The sequence below is a fragment of the Paenibacillus sp. UMB4589-SE434 genome, assembly GCF_030226685.1.
Taxonomy (GTDB): Bacteria; Bacillota; Bacilli; order Paenibacillales; family Paenibacillaceae; genus Paenibacillus_B.
In genome coordinates this window covers 162,973-179,159 of the sequence record NZ_JASOYK010000005.1, presented here as the reverse complement: position 1 = coordinate 179,159, position 16,187 = coordinate 162,973, and the positions used below count along the sequence as shown (strand labels likewise).

The 16,187-nt window shown below is 44.3% G+C and carries 16 protein-coding genes; 10 read left to right on the top strand and 6 right to left on the bottom strand.

Going from position 1 to position 16,187, the window contains the following annotated elements; genetic code table 11:
- Positions 1 to 42: 42 nt before the first annotated feature.
- Together bioA and QP775_RS18185 are read right to left on the bottom strand one after the other, a co-directional pair.
- Positions 43 to 1,419, bottom strand: a complete 1,377-nt coding sequence (gene bioA, locus QP775_RS18190; protein WP_239329375.1) for an adenosylmethionine--8-amino-7-oxononanoate transaminase — start codon at positions 1,417 to 1,419, stop codon at positions 43 to 45.
- A gap of 231 nt (positions 1,420 to 1,650) precedes the next feature.
- On the bottom strand, positions 1,651 to 1,872 hold the full coding sequence (locus tag QP775_RS18185; protein ID WP_239329374.1) for a hypothetical protein: 222 nt from the start codon (positions 1,870 to 1,872) through the stop codon (positions 1,651 to 1,653).
- A gap of 453 nt (positions 1,873 to 2,325) precedes the next feature.
- Between QP775_RS18185 and acpS the strand changes: the two genes are divergently transcribed.
- On the top strand, positions 2,326 to 2,715 hold the full coding sequence (gene acpS / locus QP775_RS18180) for a holo-ACP synthase (RefSeq protein ID WP_239329373.1): 390 nt from the start codon (positions 2,326 to 2,328) through the stop codon (positions 2,713 to 2,715).
- Positions 2,716 to 2,952: 237 nt separating this feature from the next.
- Here the strand turns inward: acpS and QP775_RS18175 are convergent, their stop codons facing one another.
- The gene (locus QP775_RS18175) at positions 2,953 to 3,531 is read right to left on the bottom strand and encodes a lipoprotein BA_5634 family protein (protein WP_285108177.1); all 579 of its coding nucleotides are present in this window, start codon (positions 3,529 to 3,531) and stop codon (positions 2,953 to 2,955) included.
- A 110-nt stretch (positions 3,532 to 3,641) separates the two neighbouring features.
- Complete coding sequence (locus QP775_RS18170) at positions 3,642 to 4,013, bottom strand: c-type cytochrome (protein WP_239329371.1); 372 nt, start codon at positions 4,011 to 4,013, stop codon at positions 3,642 to 3,644.
- A 331-nt stretch (positions 4,014 to 4,344) separates the two neighbouring features.
- Between QP775_RS18170 and mutY the strand changes: the two genes are divergently transcribed.
- From mutY to QP775_RS18140, 6 genes are all read left to right on the top strand, one after another.
- The gene (gene mutY / locus QP775_RS18165) at positions 4,345 to 5,451 is read left to right on the top strand and encodes an A/G-specific adenine glycosylase (protein ID WP_285108175.1); all 1,107 of its coding nucleotides are present in this window, start codon (positions 4,345 to 4,347) and stop codon (positions 5,449 to 5,451) included.
- Positions 5,452 to 5,636: 185 nt separating this feature from the next.
- The gene (locus QP775_RS18160) at positions 5,637 to 8,408 is read left to right on the top strand and encodes an endo-beta-N-acetylglucosaminidase (RefSeq protein WP_285108173.1); all 2,772 of its coding nucleotides are present in this window, start codon (positions 5,637 to 5,639) and stop codon (positions 8,406 to 8,408) included.
- 113 nt (positions 8,409 to 8,521) lie between these two features.
- On the top strand, positions 8,522 to 9,052 hold the full coding sequence (gene def / locus QP775_RS18155; protein ID WP_285108171.1) for a peptide deformylase: 531 nt from the start codon (positions 8,522 to 8,524) through the stop codon (positions 9,050 to 9,052).
- Positions 9,053 to 9,859: 807 nt separating this feature from the next.
- Positions 9,860 to 10,474: a response regulator transcription factor gene (locus QP775_RS18150; RefSeq protein WP_239329366.1), complete on the top strand. Its 615-nt coding sequence runs from the start codon at positions 9,860 to 9,862 to the stop codon at positions 10,472 to 10,474.
- Between the two features lie 144 nt (positions 10,475 to 10,618).
- A complete protein-coding gene (locus QP775_RS18145) occupies positions 10,619 to 10,822 on the top strand; it encodes a hypothetical protein (protein WP_239329365.1) in 204 nt (67 codons plus the stop codon).
- A 287-nt stretch (positions 10,823 to 11,109) separates the two neighbouring features.
- Positions 11,110 to 11,769: an ATP-binding cassette domain-containing protein gene (locus tag QP775_RS18140; protein ID WP_239329364.1), complete on the top strand. Its 660-nt coding sequence runs from the start codon at positions 11,110 to 11,112 to the stop codon at positions 11,767 to 11,769.
- 45 nt (positions 11,770 to 11,814) lie between these two features.
- Here the strand turns inward: QP775_RS18140 and QP775_RS18135 are convergent, their stop codons facing one another.
- The gene (locus tag QP775_RS18135) at positions 11,815 to 11,979 is read right to left on the bottom strand and encodes a hypothetical protein (protein ID WP_239329363.1); all 165 of its coding nucleotides are present in this window, start codon (positions 11,977 to 11,979) and stop codon (positions 11,815 to 11,817) included.
- Between the two features lie 1,117 nt (positions 11,980 to 13,096).
- Here QP775_RS18135 and QP775_RS18130 point away from each other — a divergent pair.
- Genes QP775_RS18130 through QP775_RS18120 form a run of 3 tightly spaced genes read left to right on the top strand, consistent with a single transcriptional unit; the run spans position 13,097 to position 14,871 of the window.
- Entirely contained in the window at positions 13,097 to 13,261 is a 165-nt protein-coding gene (locus tag QP775_RS18130) for a hypothetical protein (protein WP_239329362.1), read from the top strand.
- Between the two features lie 12 nt (positions 13,262 to 13,273).
- Positions 13,274 to 13,966, top strand: a complete 693-nt coding sequence (locus QP775_RS18125) for an ABC transporter permease (protein WP_239329361.1) — start codon at positions 13,274 to 13,276, stop codon at positions 13,964 to 13,966.
- Positions 13,966 to 14,871 carry an ABC transporter ATP-binding protein gene (locus QP775_RS18120; protein ID WP_239329360.1) on the top strand — a complete coding sequence of 302 codons (906 nt, stop codon included), beginning with the start codon at positions 13,966 to 13,968 and terminating at the stop codon, positions 14,869 to 14,871. Before QP775_RS18125 ends, QP775_RS18120 begins: the two co-directional genes overlap by 1 nt.
- A gap of 214 nt (positions 14,872 to 15,085) precedes the next feature.
- Here QP775_RS18120 and QP775_RS18115 read toward each other — a convergent pair whose 3' ends face one another.
- Complete coding sequence (locus QP775_RS18115) at positions 15,086 to 16,144, bottom strand: formylglycine-generating enzyme family protein (protein ID WP_239329358.1); 1,059 nt, start codon at positions 16,142 to 16,144, stop codon at positions 15,086 to 15,088.
- Positions 16,145 to 16,187 lie beyond the last annotated feature (43 nt).

The following is a 16,187-nucleotide window of genomic DNA, read 5'->3' as shown; positions in this document are numbered from 1 at the left end:
TTGTCAGCACAATAGCAGGGCTTGAAGGAGCTATTTGTACTGCTAGTCAAGTTGTCCCAATACGCGGCGCAGCACGCGTACCGTACGCATGACGATATCACGTACGTCTTCTGGCGTGGCGCACAGTGGCAGCCAAAAGTACAGCGTATCGCCGAGTGGGCGGAGGATTAGCCCCTCCTCGAAGCCCGCAGCATACGCAGCCGCCCCGACCCGTTGTTCGGGGCGGAACGGCAGGCGGCGTTCGGCATCCTCATAGAGGTCGAACGCCGCTACCAGGCCAAGCTGGCGCACATCTGCCACGTGCGGCAGCTTGGCCAAGCCGGAATCGCCCAGCGCAGCGGCGAGTGCGGCGATGGTGTCCTGCGCTTGTTCGAGGACATGTTCTTCCTCGAACAAGCGCAGACTTTCCAGGGCCACGGCGCAGGCAACAGGGTTGCCCGTGAAGCTGTGGCCGTGGAAAAAGGTCTTCTGTGCTGCGTAATCGTCATAGAACGCAGCGTAGATCTCGTCGGTGCTGAGCGTTGCAGCAAGAGGCATCACACCAGCGGTGAGCCCCTTGCTCAGGCACATCAAGTCAGGGCTTACGCTGGCGTGCTCACAGGCAAACATCTTGCCTGTTCGCCCGAAGCCAGTTGCGACTTCGTCGGCAATGAGATGCACGTTATTTGCCGTGCATAACTCCCGCAGCCCTTGCAGGTATGCAGCGGGAGTCATGATCATGCCGCCTGCGCCCATCAGCATCGGCTCCACGATGATCGCAGCTATCGTATCGCTTTCCCTAGCGAACAGCTCGCGTAAGTGAACAAGTCCTACTTCAGCGACTTCACACTCGCTGCCTGAAGCTGTTTGGTATACTTGCCGCAAATCCGGCGCAGGCACGCGGTGTGCGTGGAAGAGCAGCGGCTTAAACAGTTCATGGTATAGCGCTACGCCGCCAACGCTGACGGCACCCAACGTATCGCCATGGTAGCTGCCTTCTAAATACACAAATTTTGTCTTTTCGGGTTGTCCGATCTGCTGCCAATATTGAAAAGACATCTTGAGTGCGACTTCTACAGCTGTGGAGCCGTTGTCGGAGTAGAATACTTTGTTTAAACCAGATGGTGTAATCTTCACAAGCCGTTCGGCTAGCTCGATGCCTGGAGCATGAGTCAGACCGCTAAACATAATATGATCAAAGGCATCCAATTGGCGGGCAATTGCAGCTTTGATGCGGGGATGGCCATGCCCATGCAGGTTGCACCACCAGGACGAGACGGTATCGTAATACCGTCGGCCATCGGCGTCGTATAGATACATACCTTGTGCTCTTTCGATCAGCAGGTGGTTTCTATCTTCATATTCTTTCATTTGTGTAAATGGATGCCAGACGTATGTACGATCTTTAAATAGTAATTCATTATGGTAAGCTTGATTCATAACATCATTTCTCCTCTAAACTCACTTATTGTTAACTTTTTATTTATTAAAAAGGTTAACATTATAGAAGGCAGATCGCAATATGAAGTAATTTGATATAAAAACAAGAGGGCCGCAGCCCTCTTGTTTAAAGATCCGTTTGGAATATTGAAGTTTGCTTCCAAGCACGATACGCATAGTATTGGCCTTATGACTTCGATATTGTATTGCGTGCTGAGAAGCTTGGGTTCATCAGATTAAGTCAACAGCCAGAACTTTGTTGAGTGGAATAAATACCGCGTTGCCGTTGTTTCTTGAAATCAGAACGGAACCACTCTGAATACCAAGGAATATACCCTCGTGTGATGTGCTGTCAAAGTGAACCCGAATACGAGTACCGATTGAAATTCGGTGAATTAAGCCCGCAATCCCGTTGTGACCACCATTGTTGCCGTAGCAGTTGTAACCTGACATCTCTCATACCTCCATCTTTAAGAAGATACTATAATGTATTCTATGAAACTCGTTTTGACTAGATAGTTGGCTCAGGGGAAACGTTGATTTTAAGAGAGTGCTAGGGATTATGGCAAGCTAAATAGGCAAATGCTATGTCTAGTGAAGCCGTTACGTGATTAATGAAGCGAAATTCATTTGCAAATCGGGTTCGCACATAAGATAATGATAAAACTTATGATGCTGTTTTCAGGCGAATAACGATCATATACAGGTGCGATTAAAGAAGCTTTATGATTTATTTGCTGTAATCAGTTGGATGATATTCGGTAAGACATGGATGTAACTGTTTTTTGATTATGGGTATACCCATACTGACGATATGGGTTGAAGGGCTGTATCTAATGAATATCAGCTGCTTTGAACAGTTGATATCTAATGGAAGGTGCTTATAGAAAGAGAGGAAAGAGCCACGTGATATATGGAGTTGGACATGATCTGCTGAATATGGATAGGATCAGCCGAATTGTAGAGGGGCGGAGCAAAAAACGTTTCCTGCATCGAATATTAACACCTAATGAAATTCAGGCGCTGGAACGGCGCGAAGCTCGTATGGTGGAGTGGGTGGCAGGAAGGTTTGCGGTAAAGGAAGCCGTGGTCAAAGCATTCGGCTGTGGCATCGGTAAGCAGATTGGCTTTCAAGATGTAGAGGTGCTGCCGGATATACTTGGCAAGCCGCATGCGAAATTAAGCGAAGCAGCTTGGGATCGGCTCGGCCTTGCATCAGGTGCGATGCGCATTCACGTCAGTATTTCTCACCAGCCTGGCATGGCTTCAGCGTTCTGCGTGGTTGAGACAGTGTGACCTTGTAGGTGATCAGAAGGTATTGGAATTACGTACCGTGCACGAATCCATTTTATCCGATAAATAGGGATCGTCAATGAACATCAATATGACGTATATCCAAAGAAAAAAGGGCTTTCCCAATAGTCACATTCGACTCATGAGAAGGCCCTTAGCTTCGATTCCTTATAGAAGAAAAGGTTGATGCAGCGATAGAATGTGCGACAGTAGTCTTCGATCATTAAGCTTGTTGTCAGATCATTCCTCGAATTGTACGAGTTGAACAGCTTCAACCAGATTGGTGAATTCAGCTAATTTGGAGGATATATCTTTGCCAAAGTTCAGCAGTCCGATCAACTTCACATCACCCTTCATTTGCTTGTAAGCTTCCTCGCTTACGATAGCAAACATATCGACCAGCTTGCGGCCGTCACCGATGATGTTATTACCACCGTACGCAAAGGATACACCATCAAGGGTAAATGCCTTGATATCTTGCTTGGCGAATATTACGCCTTGCTGCCCAGATACTGTCGGCAGGGTATCCAGCTTAGATACTTTATCCTTCTCCGTAACCTGCTTCATAATTCCAGCCTCGATCAACGCCTTAGCGCTATTTTCATTCAGGATTAGCATACGTCCCTGTGGGGTCGTCTGGTCTTTGAAGGGAATCGTTCCGCTGAATTTAATATCTTTAGCATAGTTATCTACTGTGCTTTTTACATCATCTTGCAAGCCATACAGTACAATCCCGTTCGCTTTATCATTAAACACGCAGCCTGTTCCTAGTATGGCGATAAGCCCTGCCAATACAATTGTAGATACCCATCTTTTCATTCGAAAACACTCCTCTTGCTGTATTTATGTCTCCAGCGTACAGCAATAAGGGGAATGGGCGCGATGGATCAACATGACTGTGTCTTACATTGTTGCAAGCTGAGTCGGTATTATTTCTTGTCCGACAACCAGACTGCAATTTTTTCAATATCGGCATCTTCGATGCTGCCTCCAAGTGCAGGCATGCGCTTGCCGCCATTTTTCACTGTAAGTACAATGTCGTCTTTTGTAAGCTTAGAGCCGATCTTGGAGATGTTGGTCTCTGCACCCATGCGTCCCTTTAGATCTGTGCCATGGCACTGCATGCAGCGCTGCTTGTAGATGGCAACTACATCCTCTGGACCTTCGAGTGCTGCTGAGTCGGCGGGGGTACTGTTGTTGGCGCCCGAACTCGCCCCGCATCCCGTCAATGCAAAAACAAGTACAATGGCACATGTCATGAGTAACTTTCTATGTCGCAGCTTGGGCAATGATTGAAGCATCGATATCGCTCCTTTGGATAGCGTCAATGATATTGATTACAGTATGGATAGGATAGGAACTAAAGGCAAGCTGTTCCGCCGATTGTTGGCAAAACGTTCACAACTGGTACCATTCGTGTATAATGGGCGAAGGGTTTCTGTCTGCTGGACAGAGCTATCATATATGGTATTTCCATTTAAGCCCATTATAATTTTAGATGATCTATTATTTATGAAGTGAAGTTGTTTTCATGGAGATAGGTACAGGGCCTCAGATTGTATCATGTGGATGAGGTATGATGAAAAACATTTCTGGATTGATATATCGATGACATAAATGAAGGGAGCCGACATGGACGAACAAAAACGACATTTTAGCCGGGAACTACTGCGCTGGTATATGAATAATCGACGGGATCTACCTTGGAGACGGCAGCAGAACGCTTATTATACATGGGTATCCGAAATCATGCTTCAACAGACACGTGTGGATACTGTCATTCCATATTTTAACCGATTCATTGGTAAATTTCCGACAGCTACTGCACTTGCCGATGCGCCTGAAGAAGAGGTGCTAAAAGCATGGGAAGGACTGGGCTACTACTCGCGAGCACGCAATTTACAAGCCGCAGCACGTGAGGTAAAAGAGCGTTATAACGGTGAAGTACCGGATGACAAAGCAGCCGTAGCTTCGCTTAAGGGGGTCGGTCCTTATACGACCGGCGCGATTATGAGCATCGCATTTAACCGTTCAGAGCCAGCTGTAGATGGCAACGTCATGCGTGTGCTTTCCCGTTATTTCCGTCTTCATGATGATATTGCCAAGCCGAGCACGCGCCCCCATATCGAGCACATCGCACAGGAGCTTATTCCAGAAGGTGAGGCCTCACATTTCAATCAGGCTTTAATGGAGCTCGGTGCGCTTGTATGCACTCCGAAATCGCCGGCATGTCTGCCATGTCCTGTAATGGAGCATTGCGCAGGGCGTATCGCGGGAGAGGAACTGATCCTGCCGATCAAGACCAAGGCTAAGCCGCCGAAGCCGGAGCTGCGCTACGCAGCGTTGATTGAAGGGACGGGCCCCTATGAGGGCAAAGTACTGATCCGCAAACGCCCTGATACGGGACTGCTTGCCCGCATGTGGGAGCTGCCGCATCTGCTGGCACCCAAAGCGGCTCAGCTCACAGGGCTGCCGGACGACGAGGCGATGGACATGCTCCGTGGTATGCTGCATGCGGATGGAATTGAGGTTGAGCCTGTGGAACGGCACGTGGATGCGGAGCACACATTTAGCCATATTCATTGGCAGATGCGTGTATTCCGGTGTAAAGGTACCGACACACCTTCTATATTGCCGGAAGGATATGCTTATATCCGTCCAGAGCAAATGGAAGGATATGCGTTTCCGAACTTATTTTTGCGATTAATCAACCAGTATTTTGAATATGAAGAAACATAAGCAAGTATAAATTAAAGAAAAGGTGTACTTATTTAAGGGGATTGCTCGAACAGGAGTAATCTCCCTTTTTTTATGGACTATTTTAACTATAATAGGAGGAAGATTATGTGGAAGCGCTAACATTGGATTGTAACCGTTACCAAGAAGGTGCTTGCTATATTGGACATCTTAAGGGGGAGAATGACATGAAAAGAATGAAACCTACTGTGTTATCTCGCAGCAGCATAAAGAAGAAGATCGGAATGATTCTCGGCACCGCATTAATCGCTGGAACTTTGGCAGGCTTTGCAGGACAGGCGCATGCCGCGCAGCCGCTGTCTTCCTTCTGGTACCCGGAGACATTACTAAGTTGGTCGCCTTCAACGGATAAGGATGCTGCCTTCAACCGCAGCACGGTGAAACTGAATAAAGATCGCGTTCAGGGACAAAAAGAAAATGCGAATGCTAAACTAGAACCAAAAGTCATGGCGCTGTCCGCGATGTACAAAAATACGTCCGCTGCTCCTTCGCAAGGCAATGACAGCTTCCATGGGTATGCATTTAGCTATTGGCAGTACATCGATAAGTTGGTTATGTGGGGCGGTTCTGCGGGTGAGGGGATCATCGTGCCGCCAAGCGCAGACGTTATCGATGCTGGACATAAAAATGGCGTTCCTGTGTTTGGAACCGTATTCATGCCGCAAACGGAGCATGGCGGAAAGTTCCAATGGACAAAAGAATTACTGCAGCAAAAAGCGGACGGCTCGTTCCCTGTCGCAGACAAACTGATCGAAGTAGCGAAGTATTACGGCTTCGACGGTTGGTTTATCAATGAAGAGACGCAAGGCGGAACGCCGGAAGACGCGAAGCAAATGCAGGCATTCCTGAAATATTTGCAAAAGGTAAAATCACCTGAAATGGAAATCATTTGGTACGATTCGATGATCAATGATGGTCCTGTAAAATGGCAGGGCGGCCTGACGGATAAGAACCAGATGTTCTTGCAGGACGGTGATCAACGTGTAGCGGACAACATGTTTATCGATTTCCGTTGGCAGTTCAAAAAAGAGGGCAGCTACGATTATATTACGCCATTTTTGAATTCGCCTGACAAGGCAAAGGCATTGGGACGCAGTCCGTTCGATCTGTTTGCGGGTATTGACGTGGAAGCGGGCGGTTACAAAGGCAAGTATAACTGGCCGGTACTATTCCCGAAAGATGGCAGTCCAGTCACTTCACTAGGTATTTATCGCCCAGACTGGGCATTTAATGCTTCAAAAACCAATGAGCAGTTTATGGACAATGAACAAATCTTCTGGGTCGGTGCGGACAAAAATCCGATTCGGACCAAGGAAAGTGATAAAGAATGGCGTGGTATTGCTAACGATATCGTGGGTCGTACGGTAGTTACAGATTCCGATTTTATCACCCATTTTAATACAGGTAATGGTAAAATGTTTAGCGTGTTTGGCAAGCAGGTGCGCGATCGTGAATGGTTTAACCGCAGCTTGCAGGACGTACTGCCGACATGGCGTTGGGTGAACGAGGAGCAGGGCAATCAGTTGAAGGTAGACTTTGACTTTGATAAAGCCTTCTACGGAGGCAGCTCGCTAAAAGCGACAGGCAGCGTGACAGCTGGCGGCACATCGAATATTAAGCTGTACAAAGCTGAAGTTCCGGTTACAAAGTCCACGGAAATGACATTGACTTACCAATCAGCTAACAAGGATGCAGCTGCTCTGAACATGGGAGTAGCCTTGGAAGGTGCTGCTGATCAGTACGTTATTCTGAAGCCGAAGCATACAAAGCAAGTTGGTGCTAAGAGTGACTGGCTGACGGCAACTTACGATCTGTCTGCATATGCAGGTAAGAAAGTCGTGGGTGTGTCTGTGCAAGTTGAGGGCAAGCAAGTCGTGAATAACTATGCGGTTAACCTTGGTGAATTAACGATCCGCGATCAGAAAGTTAAAGCACAGCTGGTTAAAGAAGTTAAGCATGCAGCTATTATTGAAAACGATTTCCGTGACGGAATCTATGCTGATGCACGTCTCAAATGGGACAACGCTGGCGAGGATGTCATGTACTATCAAGTATACCGTGTGAAGTCGGACGGATCCCGAGAATTTATGGGTGCGACGGGGAATGATCATTATTATGTATCGGAAATGCGTCGTAATGGCCTAGAGAAAGAAACAAAGCTGATCGTTGTGCCGGTGAACCGACATTATCAGGAAGGCCGTGCGGCAACAGTTGCTTTCCAATGGCCGGCTTATCCGTCCCCGAAGGCGGACTTCGAGGTAGATAAGACTTATGTGGCACCAGGTGAAGCTGTCCAAGTGACAGACAAGTCGACAGAAGTGACCAGTGAGTGGAACTGGAGCTTCCCAGGAGGAACGCCATCTTCCAGCAAAGATCGTCATCCAATTGTGAAATACGCGCAAGAGGGTGAATATGAGATTACGTTAACGGCAAAAAATGAAGTCGGTCAGGACGTTGTTACGAAAAAACTGATCACCGTTGACAAGGAAGCCGCGTTCCGCTCGGAAGACTTGGCAAAAGGTAAAAAGACAACAGCATCCTCCTTCGTAAATGATGGCGAGGCACCGCAATATGCAGTGGACGGGGAGTCCAAGACAAAATGGTGTGCGGTAGGTAATCCTCCACATTGGATTTCGGTTGATCTGGGGGAGAACTATGACCTGACGGAGTTTGTCATACATCATGCGGAAGCTGGCGGCGAATCTTCCTCCTTTAATACACGTGAGTTCAAGATCCAGCTGAGCACTGACGGTGAGAACTGGAAAGATGCCGTGGTAGTGAATGACAATGAGAAAGGCGTGAGCAAACATGCGATCGCCAAAACAAAAGCACGTTATGCGAAGTTGATTGTGGAGAAACCAACACAAGGCGGCGACACGGCAGCACGCATTTATGGGTTTGAAGTTAAAGGAATTGCAAATAAAGTGGAAGCCAAGTAATCTCGAATAAATGGAATTAGGAAGCGGGCTGCTGTTCAAGCGGCCCGTTTTTGTATATTTTAGTATATAGTAGGGTTTATATGTATATAGGTGAACAAAGGAGCTGCAGAGAAATGACTGTACGAACGATATTGCCATTTGGTGATCCGCTGCTGCGTAAGAAATGCAAGCCAATTACAGAGATGACACCACGCATCCTCACGATGCTGGGAGATTTGAAAGAGACCTTGTATGCAGATCGTGGTCGGGCGGGGCTTGCGGCACCACAGATCGGGCTGCTGCGTCGTGCTGTTGTGCTGGATGTAGGCGAAGGGTACTGGGAGTTAATCAATCCGGAGATTGTTGATGCGGATGGAGAACAGGAAGGAATGGAAGGGTGTTTGTCTTATCCAGGATATTACGGATTAGTGAAGCGCTTTGAACGGATAAAAGTCAGGATGATGAATCGCCAATTAGGAGAAGTGACTGTTGAAGCAAACGGTTTTCTGGCTACTTGTATGCAGCATGAGTTGGATCATCTGGACGGTGTATTGTTTATTGATCGGATGGTGAGCGATTATTTGGTACATGAATCATCGCATGCTCGTATTTCATTGTTAAAGGTGATTGAGCTTGCCAATCAGAACGTTTGTCATTTGAAATGAAGCAAAGACGGTCTGCCCGTAAATGTTCGCTTGTAGGGCGGATCGTCTTTATTAATTTAACGAATTGTGAAATACATAGACATTTGAATTAAAGTCCTTTTCACTTATCTGGGCAACGCGGCAGGCTTATATCGAATATGAAAGTAGTTGATTTTTCCAAATCAAGGAGATATATTAAAGTTATATGTCATCAAGTTTTTTATAAATATATTTAAGCATGAGTTTTTTTTCGTTTTCCCCAGTACCAACTACTCGTTACTTGCTGTTGACACTACCCCAAATCGCCCCCAATACAATCTTATTTTCATAAGTTCAGAGCAACAGCGAATTCCATTACAAGCCAATCATTCATAGGGAAGGATACTTTCTATGAATTATGGTGCCGATTTTATTCCACAGTACCCCTTATTATTCATTGGAACGAAAATAGTTTATATCCTCCAGTCATTTTATATTCTCTACATTTCCTGCACCTGATTCCAAGTGAGTTGAACAGTCATTATTTCACATCTATATTGCTAATATATGCCTAGTGTATTAGATGTCTGCGTATGCGGGATAAATCATACTAAAGAGAATCAGCTCATTATTTGGAGAGATTTCTTTCTTAATCTGCATCAATACAATTAGAAGGGGGAAAGAGAACTCTTATTACAGTCTATGTTTGAATATCTGGGGAAATCGTTTTATTAATTGCGCTATTACTTAGCTAAAGCTCGTTCGAGTATTCTTATTTAATAATGCTTTATTCCTTTATATGGGGTGGTATGGAGGCAAGAGTATGTATTTTAGAAGGAGTATGCTGACATGGCCCAAACGTGCAGGACTATAATCGTTTGTGATCACCCTTTGAGAGCTTCTGCCTTAAGACAAATTGTTGCAGAACTGGAACATACAGAAGTTATAGTGATAGATAACACTTGGAGCGCTTCATTTGGTGGTTTGGAAAACACAAGCATAGATACTATAATTATCGATATGGATGAACTTAACAGTCAGTTAGAAGTTATTTCGGCTGCAAAAAATAAATTCTCAACGACCAAAATCATCGTATTATCGGACAACATATCTTACTGTCATATGGCCGAAATAGGTGTAAGTGGGATTATACCTAAGAAATCGACAGAGAAGCAAATTAGTAGGATGATTAACGTCGTAAAAGAAGGCAAAACCATTATCCCGATCTCCAGTTTATGTACTTTGTATTCAGACAGAAGCAGCAACAGACAGATGCTGACTTTGAATGAGCAGCGTATATTGTCCCTGGTTGTACATAGAAACACCAACACTCAAATTGCAAAAAAGTTATTTGTAAGTACAAGAACTGTTGAAAATCATTTAAGAAGGATTTATGAAAAATTGGGTGTAAGCTCACGCACAGAGTGTATTGAGAAGATGAACAGTCAGAAATTGAATTTGTAAACTTGGTGGTATACCGCAAAGTTAAATGCGGTGTACCGAATAAAAATATGTGCTGCTTGCCTAATTCCAATTTCGGTGTGTTAATCCGTATATTTACTGTAACAGCAAATATAGGTTGTAACACAATGAAATGGAGGAATTACGATGGGAGCACTTATTAGAAGAATTGCACGGTACTTGGTTGATAAATGGGACTCGCTGAGCTCATGGGTGAAAAAAGGAATCGAGTGGCTTGCAGGAACAGCCCTTGTTGAGGCAGTCCTCGCAGGATTTGATGCTCTTGTAAATTACCTCTCCGGTTTGAGCCAATCGGTTCTTGAAGCCATCGCTAAATTGTTGGGATTGTAAGGAGAAAGGGCTCAGCACAATACACAACACAGTGCAGACAGGACAGTTGTACAGTTTCTGTAACGGATAAGGGGTGGCTCTCGCACAGCCGTACCTAATCCCGCTGTCCAGTCTATATGATCACGGTCTTGTGGTTATTGTGCCAAGCTAAGATGAGGAACAGTCGGATTTGCATGATTCATCTGTAATCGTTGGTTGTCAAGAACATCAAATTTAAACACTTGCAACCTGTATTTGCTGTTTAATTGTTAATATTATATTATATTATATTAGGGAAGTTGTAAAATATGACAAATGTTCTTCTTGAAGTCAATAGGTTCTCTAAATCATTCCAGAATCATATATTGCTCGAGAATATCAGTTTGCAGATTCACCCTGGGGAAATTTGTGCCCTCGTAGGCCAAAATGGTATTGGAAAAACGGTGTTTTTAAAATGTATCTTGGGGTTTGAGGCTTTTGAGGACGGTCATGTGTCAATTGCGGGTCATCCCCTGGCGGAACGAGAATCTGTCAGAAGGCTTACGGCGTTTATTCCGTCGGATGGCTATGACATCTGTGATTTGCTGACGCCTGAGGAATATTTTGAATTTATTATGACGGTGTATCAGCTTTCCCAGACGGACACGTTACCACTAATACAGGAGCTCGTCTCCCGTTTGGGGGTGGAGTCGCATCTTAAGCAATTAATTAAGGAGTTGTCGTTTGGAACGAAGAAGAAGGTATTGCTATTAGGCACTATACTGTATGACCCGATGCTAATCGTTTGTGATGAGATATTTGAGGGGTTGGATCAGACCTCTGTCGCAACCGTAATCGAGATTTTCCAAGAGCGTGCTATGAACAAGCGGGCTGTTCTATTTACGACTCATCTATACCATTTGGTAGAGTCTGTTGCTACTACCGTCTATAGGGTAGAGAACAATCAAATTTCATTGGTGGGGAAATAGCGATGAAAGCAGAGTTTATATGTTTCTAAGAACTTACAGCAGACTTTATGCCAAAATGTTAGGGGATTCATTTTCCTGGCTGCTAACTATTGGGAGCGCAGTTGTTTTTTCAGTAATCGTTAGCTTATCGTTATTATTTGTAGATGCTCCGCTAGTGTTGAAGGTAATCCCGGCTATTCTTTTCTTCTTAAATGTCATCGCTATTTTCATGGAAGATCCATCCAAAGGAAACATGGGTCAGCTGTTCTCGTTTTTGAAAATCACTCCGATCCCCAAGTGGCGTATAATCGGGGCTAATTATATGTGCAAGACTTTTGGAATCGATCAGCTTGTGTTATATGGCTCGTTATGTGTCGTTTTTCTGTGTTTCCAGCAGGAGCCCTTTGCCGTCTTTATGTTTTTTATCAGATTGTTTGTATTGCTTTTTATTGCACAAACAATGGAGTATGCCTATGTGTATTATAAAGAGAAGTTTTTTTATCATTTTATGCTGCCAGTAATGCTTCTGATCGTAAGTTTGGTGCTTAGTCATAGCAATCGTTTCGATTCACAATGGTTAAGCTTCTTAGAGCAGTATTATGATGTGGCTGTGTTACTTCTCTTTGCCTTGGCTATACTGGTTTGTCCAATAGTTACAAACAAGCTGTTAGTTGCAAAAAAATCTACTGTGCCTCTCCTCATTATTCAAATAAGCAATTTGACAGCTAAGCTATCCCATATATCTTTAATGACCTCGCACAGAAAGCGTCTTGTCAGCTATCAACTAAGAGCATATGTCAGAAATATTCATATATTATCGAAGTATTCGCTCATTACCTCATTAACCGTTGTATACTCTACGATCAGTTACTTAATGCAAGGAAATGCGAATCATGCTAACAATCTGATGATTATGGCCTACATTATGAGTATTTATTTTTTTAGTGAGATTAAACTTCATTTTTTGTTAGAGAAGCATTCGCTCTTGCGTCTGTTCCCAGTACCCGCCAAGGTGGAAAGAAGGGTAATACAGAGCTGTGGAATGCTATTTGTATCCTTCTTTGGATGTATTGGATTAATCTACAGGTACCTCCTTTTGGATACATCGCTGTCTATCTTATTAAGCAGTCTATTATTTCTTCTTTGTTGTTACTTTATTAGTGCTTGTATGCACATCAAGATACCTCCCTCTACCAAGAAGGAGAGATTTAAGCTTATCGGCATATACAGTGTGTGTTGCATGGTGGCGTTAGTTTTATTTCTTAGGTTAGATTTGCTCATCGGACTATTAATTGTTGTACTTCTAGGTTGGTATGCAAATTCAAATCAATCGAAATGAGGGGATCCAATGCCGCATCTTTTGCTTGTCATAGGTCTTATAGGTTATATTATTTTTCGTTCCAGTCCGCCTTATCATTTTATTTTTGTGGCCGTTCTGGTGCTAGGATTAGTGCTCGTTTTCACGAATAATAAAAAGAAAAAAGCAGCAGAATCGATTGGTAAAGAAAAATAAGTTTAGAGCGTGGTGAACTTTGATATGTTTACAATTGCCAAACGTGAATTTTTAGCATTGTTTAAAAGCTTCAAATCGGTTGCGATTGTACTTTTATTTGTCGTGTTTGCTTTTTCCATATCCAACTTTGTAAAGAGTAATCCTGCTCTCTTTTTGAATGAAAGTTCAAATCCATATGTATCGGGCATTCGATTTTTAACGACCGTATTTGGATTTTTATTTGTGCTGACACTCTCTCATGACGTCTTAAACAGAGAAGTAGAGAGTCAGACGATTCGTTTTGTCGTCACTAAAATATCTAAATCATCAATAGTGGTGGGCAAGTATATAGGTGTGTCCTTATTTTGGATTGTATGTCTGTCCATTTCCTTTACAGTTATTTTTATAAGCATTCAACGGTTCGATATCCTTGAATTTCTTCGCCTGCTGACTTTTATATCTTACGCCATAGGTATCAATTTTCTAATTACAACGCTTGTTTCAAAAACGAGTTATTCTATGTTTATCAGTTTATTAGGCGGGATATTGTTTCCAACATTCGGTATATGGAGCATGTTCTCATCAAACAGCATATTGCAGGTTGTCAAGTATGTGACTCCATTTCACTATATCACTCTAATGGACTGGAAATCATACTTGCCATTCGCCTTTTCTCTCCTCTTTTTAATGGTGTCCATTTATACGTTTAGGAGGAAAGATCTATAATGAATGCGATTGAAGTAAATAACTTGAAAAAAAAGTATAACGACAATTATGTCGTTAAAGGGGTTTCGTTTAACGTAAAAGCAGGAGAAATATTTGGTTTTCTCGGTAAAAACGGTGCTGGAAAAACAACGACTATTAATATGCTTTCAGGAATTATTCGTCCTACCGAGGGTGCATTTTGTATTATGGGGCAAACTCATACAAGGATGGATATGATCAAGAGCCAGATTGGGGTAATGCCTGATGCCGCCAATTATTATTATGAGATGACTGCACTTAACCATCTGGTTTTTTTCTCTGAATTAAAAAACGCAAAGGTAAAACAAGATCAGCTTATCCACATTTTAGAGCGCGTGGGGCTGAGTGGACATGAACGCAAAAAAGTAAAGGGCTTTTCCTTTGGTATGAAAAAGAAGCTGGGTATTGCCCAGGCTTTGATTGGGGACCCCAAACTGATTTTTCTGGATGAACCGACATCGGGTTTGGATCCGGAATCTGTAGTTGAAATCCAACAATTAATTCAAGAGCTTAACGCTCAGCACAAGACGATATTTTTAACTTCGCATAATCTTCATGAAGTGGAGAAGCTGTGCTCTCGTATTGTTATTATGGAACAGGGGTTAATTACGAAGTACGGTTCAATGGATGAGCTGAAGAAGCAATACCAGCAGCACATTGAGTTATTTTTGAAGATTGGGCCGGTACCAGCTGCGAATGTGCAAAGTATGCGGCAAGAGCTGTCCCAATACTGCACAGACTTGATGTTTGAGGAATCAGAGTTGACCTGCTCTGTCTCCAACGAGGAGCATATTCCACGAATTGTGTATACTTTAGCCAAAAGAGATATCGATATTTATAAAGTGGTTCCTAAGCAAGTGACACTAGAGGATATCTTCTTTGGATAAGTATGGGTTCATTTCTCTTCATTTTGTGCAAAAAGGACATCGCTCTGATCAACTCTATTCGAATGGACAATTACAAAAGGTTACATACTGCGACTCCTTCCCGGCACTCTGCCGGGGGAGTCGTTCCGCATTTTTGATAGCTATTTAATTAAAATAATATTTTTAACAACATCGTGGAAACCATCCAGGTTATTAGGTTCTTCAAGATGCTCTTTTATCGATTACTCACCGCTCGATAAGTTGTATGATTATCTTCCTGTGCAAAGTAATCGACGACGACACGGAAGCCGATATTGCCGCTAGAGCTGTCTGGCGTATTGCTGCTGCGTGCAGCAACGCGGTAACGATTGCAATAGGATTGATGACACAAGTAAGAGCCGCCCTTCATCAAGCGGCTAGTCCCATGGGCAGGTCCATGCGGACTTTCGCTTGACCCTCTGTCCTTCGGATTGGAAGTGAACCAATCTGAACACCATTCCCATACGTTCCCAGACATGTTATATAGTCCGTATCCGTTAGGCTTATACGTATGAACAGGGGAAGTTCCTGCATAACCATCGCTTGCTTGGTTAAAGGTTGGGAATACACCTTGCCAAATGTTACATTGGTGCTCTCCTCCTTGGCGAAGCACATCTCCCCATGGATAACGCTTCCCTCGAAGTCCTCCTCTTGCGGCCGTTTCCCATTCGATTTCCGTAGGCAGGCGTACACCTGCCCAACGGCAGTATGCTGTGGCATCGTTCCAAGATATATGCACGACAGGATGATCCATGCGGGAAACGATCTCACTTCCTGGACCTTCTGGTTGTTTCCAATATGCGCCTTCGACAGCCAGCCACCAGGGGGTTTGTGGTGGTGTTCCGATTACATTGACCTGCTCAAGAGATGGGAGCAGTAAATGAAAAACGTACGACCAACCGAATCGTTCGCTCTCCGTTACATATCCCGTAGCGTCCACAAAAGCAGCATATTCCTTATTGGTTACCGCATATGGCGAGATTCGGAAGCTTGCGACCGCAACCTCACGGGCAGGCCCTTCGGCATCCGCAGGAAAGCCTTCGTGTCCATCTGTCCCAAGCCAATAATTGCCGGCAGGTACAATTGGCCAATGTTCGAACAAAACAGGTATCACTACTTGCTTGGCAACAAGCAAATTCTCTAGAGATGCGTTGCCGCAGGACTCCCGTGGATTTGCTACTGCTGCACGGGTAGATGAACAGCAAGCAGCTGGTGTCGGCTCGATGGCTGCTTCAGATCCTGTGTGACGTTCCATCGGAACCGCCTCCTTCCAATTTCAGTTCATGAATGTATATAGG

Coding starts and splice junctions, on each gene's coding strand:
- QP775_RS18130 (WP_239329362.1), top strand. CDS start 13,097: ATGCCGCATCTTTTGCTTGTCATAGGTCTTATAGGTTATATTATTTTT.
- QP775_RS18145 (WP_239329365.1), top strand. CDS start 10,619: ATGGGAGCACTTATTAGAAGAATTGCACGGTACTTGGTTGATAAATGG.
- QP775_RS18140 (WP_239329364.1), top strand. CDS start 11,110: ATGACAAATGTTCTTCTTGAAGTCAATAGGTTCTCTAAATCATTCCAG.
- QP775_RS18135 (WP_239329363.1), bottom strand. CDS start 11,979: ATGAAAATAGCGATGACATTTAAGAAGAAAAGAATAGCCGGGATTACC.
- QP775_RS18115 (WP_239329358.1), bottom strand. CDS start 16,144: ATGGAACGTCACACAGGATCTGAAGCAGCCATCGAGCCGACACCAGCT.
- QP775_RS18120 (WP_239329360.1), top strand. CDS start 13,966: ATGAATGCGATTGAAGTAAATAACTTGAAAAAAAAGTATAACGACAAT.
- QP775_RS18175 (WP_285108177.1), bottom strand. CDS start 3,531: ATGAAAAGATGGGTATCTACAATTGTATTGGCAGGGCTTATCGCCATA.
- mutY (WP_285108175.1), top strand. CDS start 4,345: ATGGACGAACAAAAACGACATTTTAGCCGGGAACTACTGCGCTGGTAT.
- QP775_RS18170 (WP_239329371.1), bottom strand. CDS start 4,013: ATGCTTCAATCATTGCCCAAGCTGCGACATAGAAAGTTACTCATGACA.
- QP775_RS18160 (WP_285108173.1), top strand. CDS start 5,637: ATGAAAAGAATGAAACCTACTGTGTTATCTCGCAGCAGCATAAAGAAG.
- def (WP_285108171.1), top strand. CDS start 8,522: ATGACTGTACGAACGATATTGCCATTTGGTGATCCGCTGCTGCGTAAG.
- QP775_RS18185 (WP_239329374.1), bottom strand. CDS start 1,872: ATGTCAGGTTACAACTGCTACGGCAACAATGGTGGTCACAACGGGATT.
- bioA (WP_239329375.1), bottom strand. CDS start 1,419: ATGAATCAAGCTTACCATAATGAATTACTATTTAAAGATCGTACATAC.
- QP775_RS18150 (WP_239329366.1), top strand. CDS start 9,860: ATGGCCCAAACGTGCAGGACTATAATCGTTTGTGATCACCCTTTGAGA.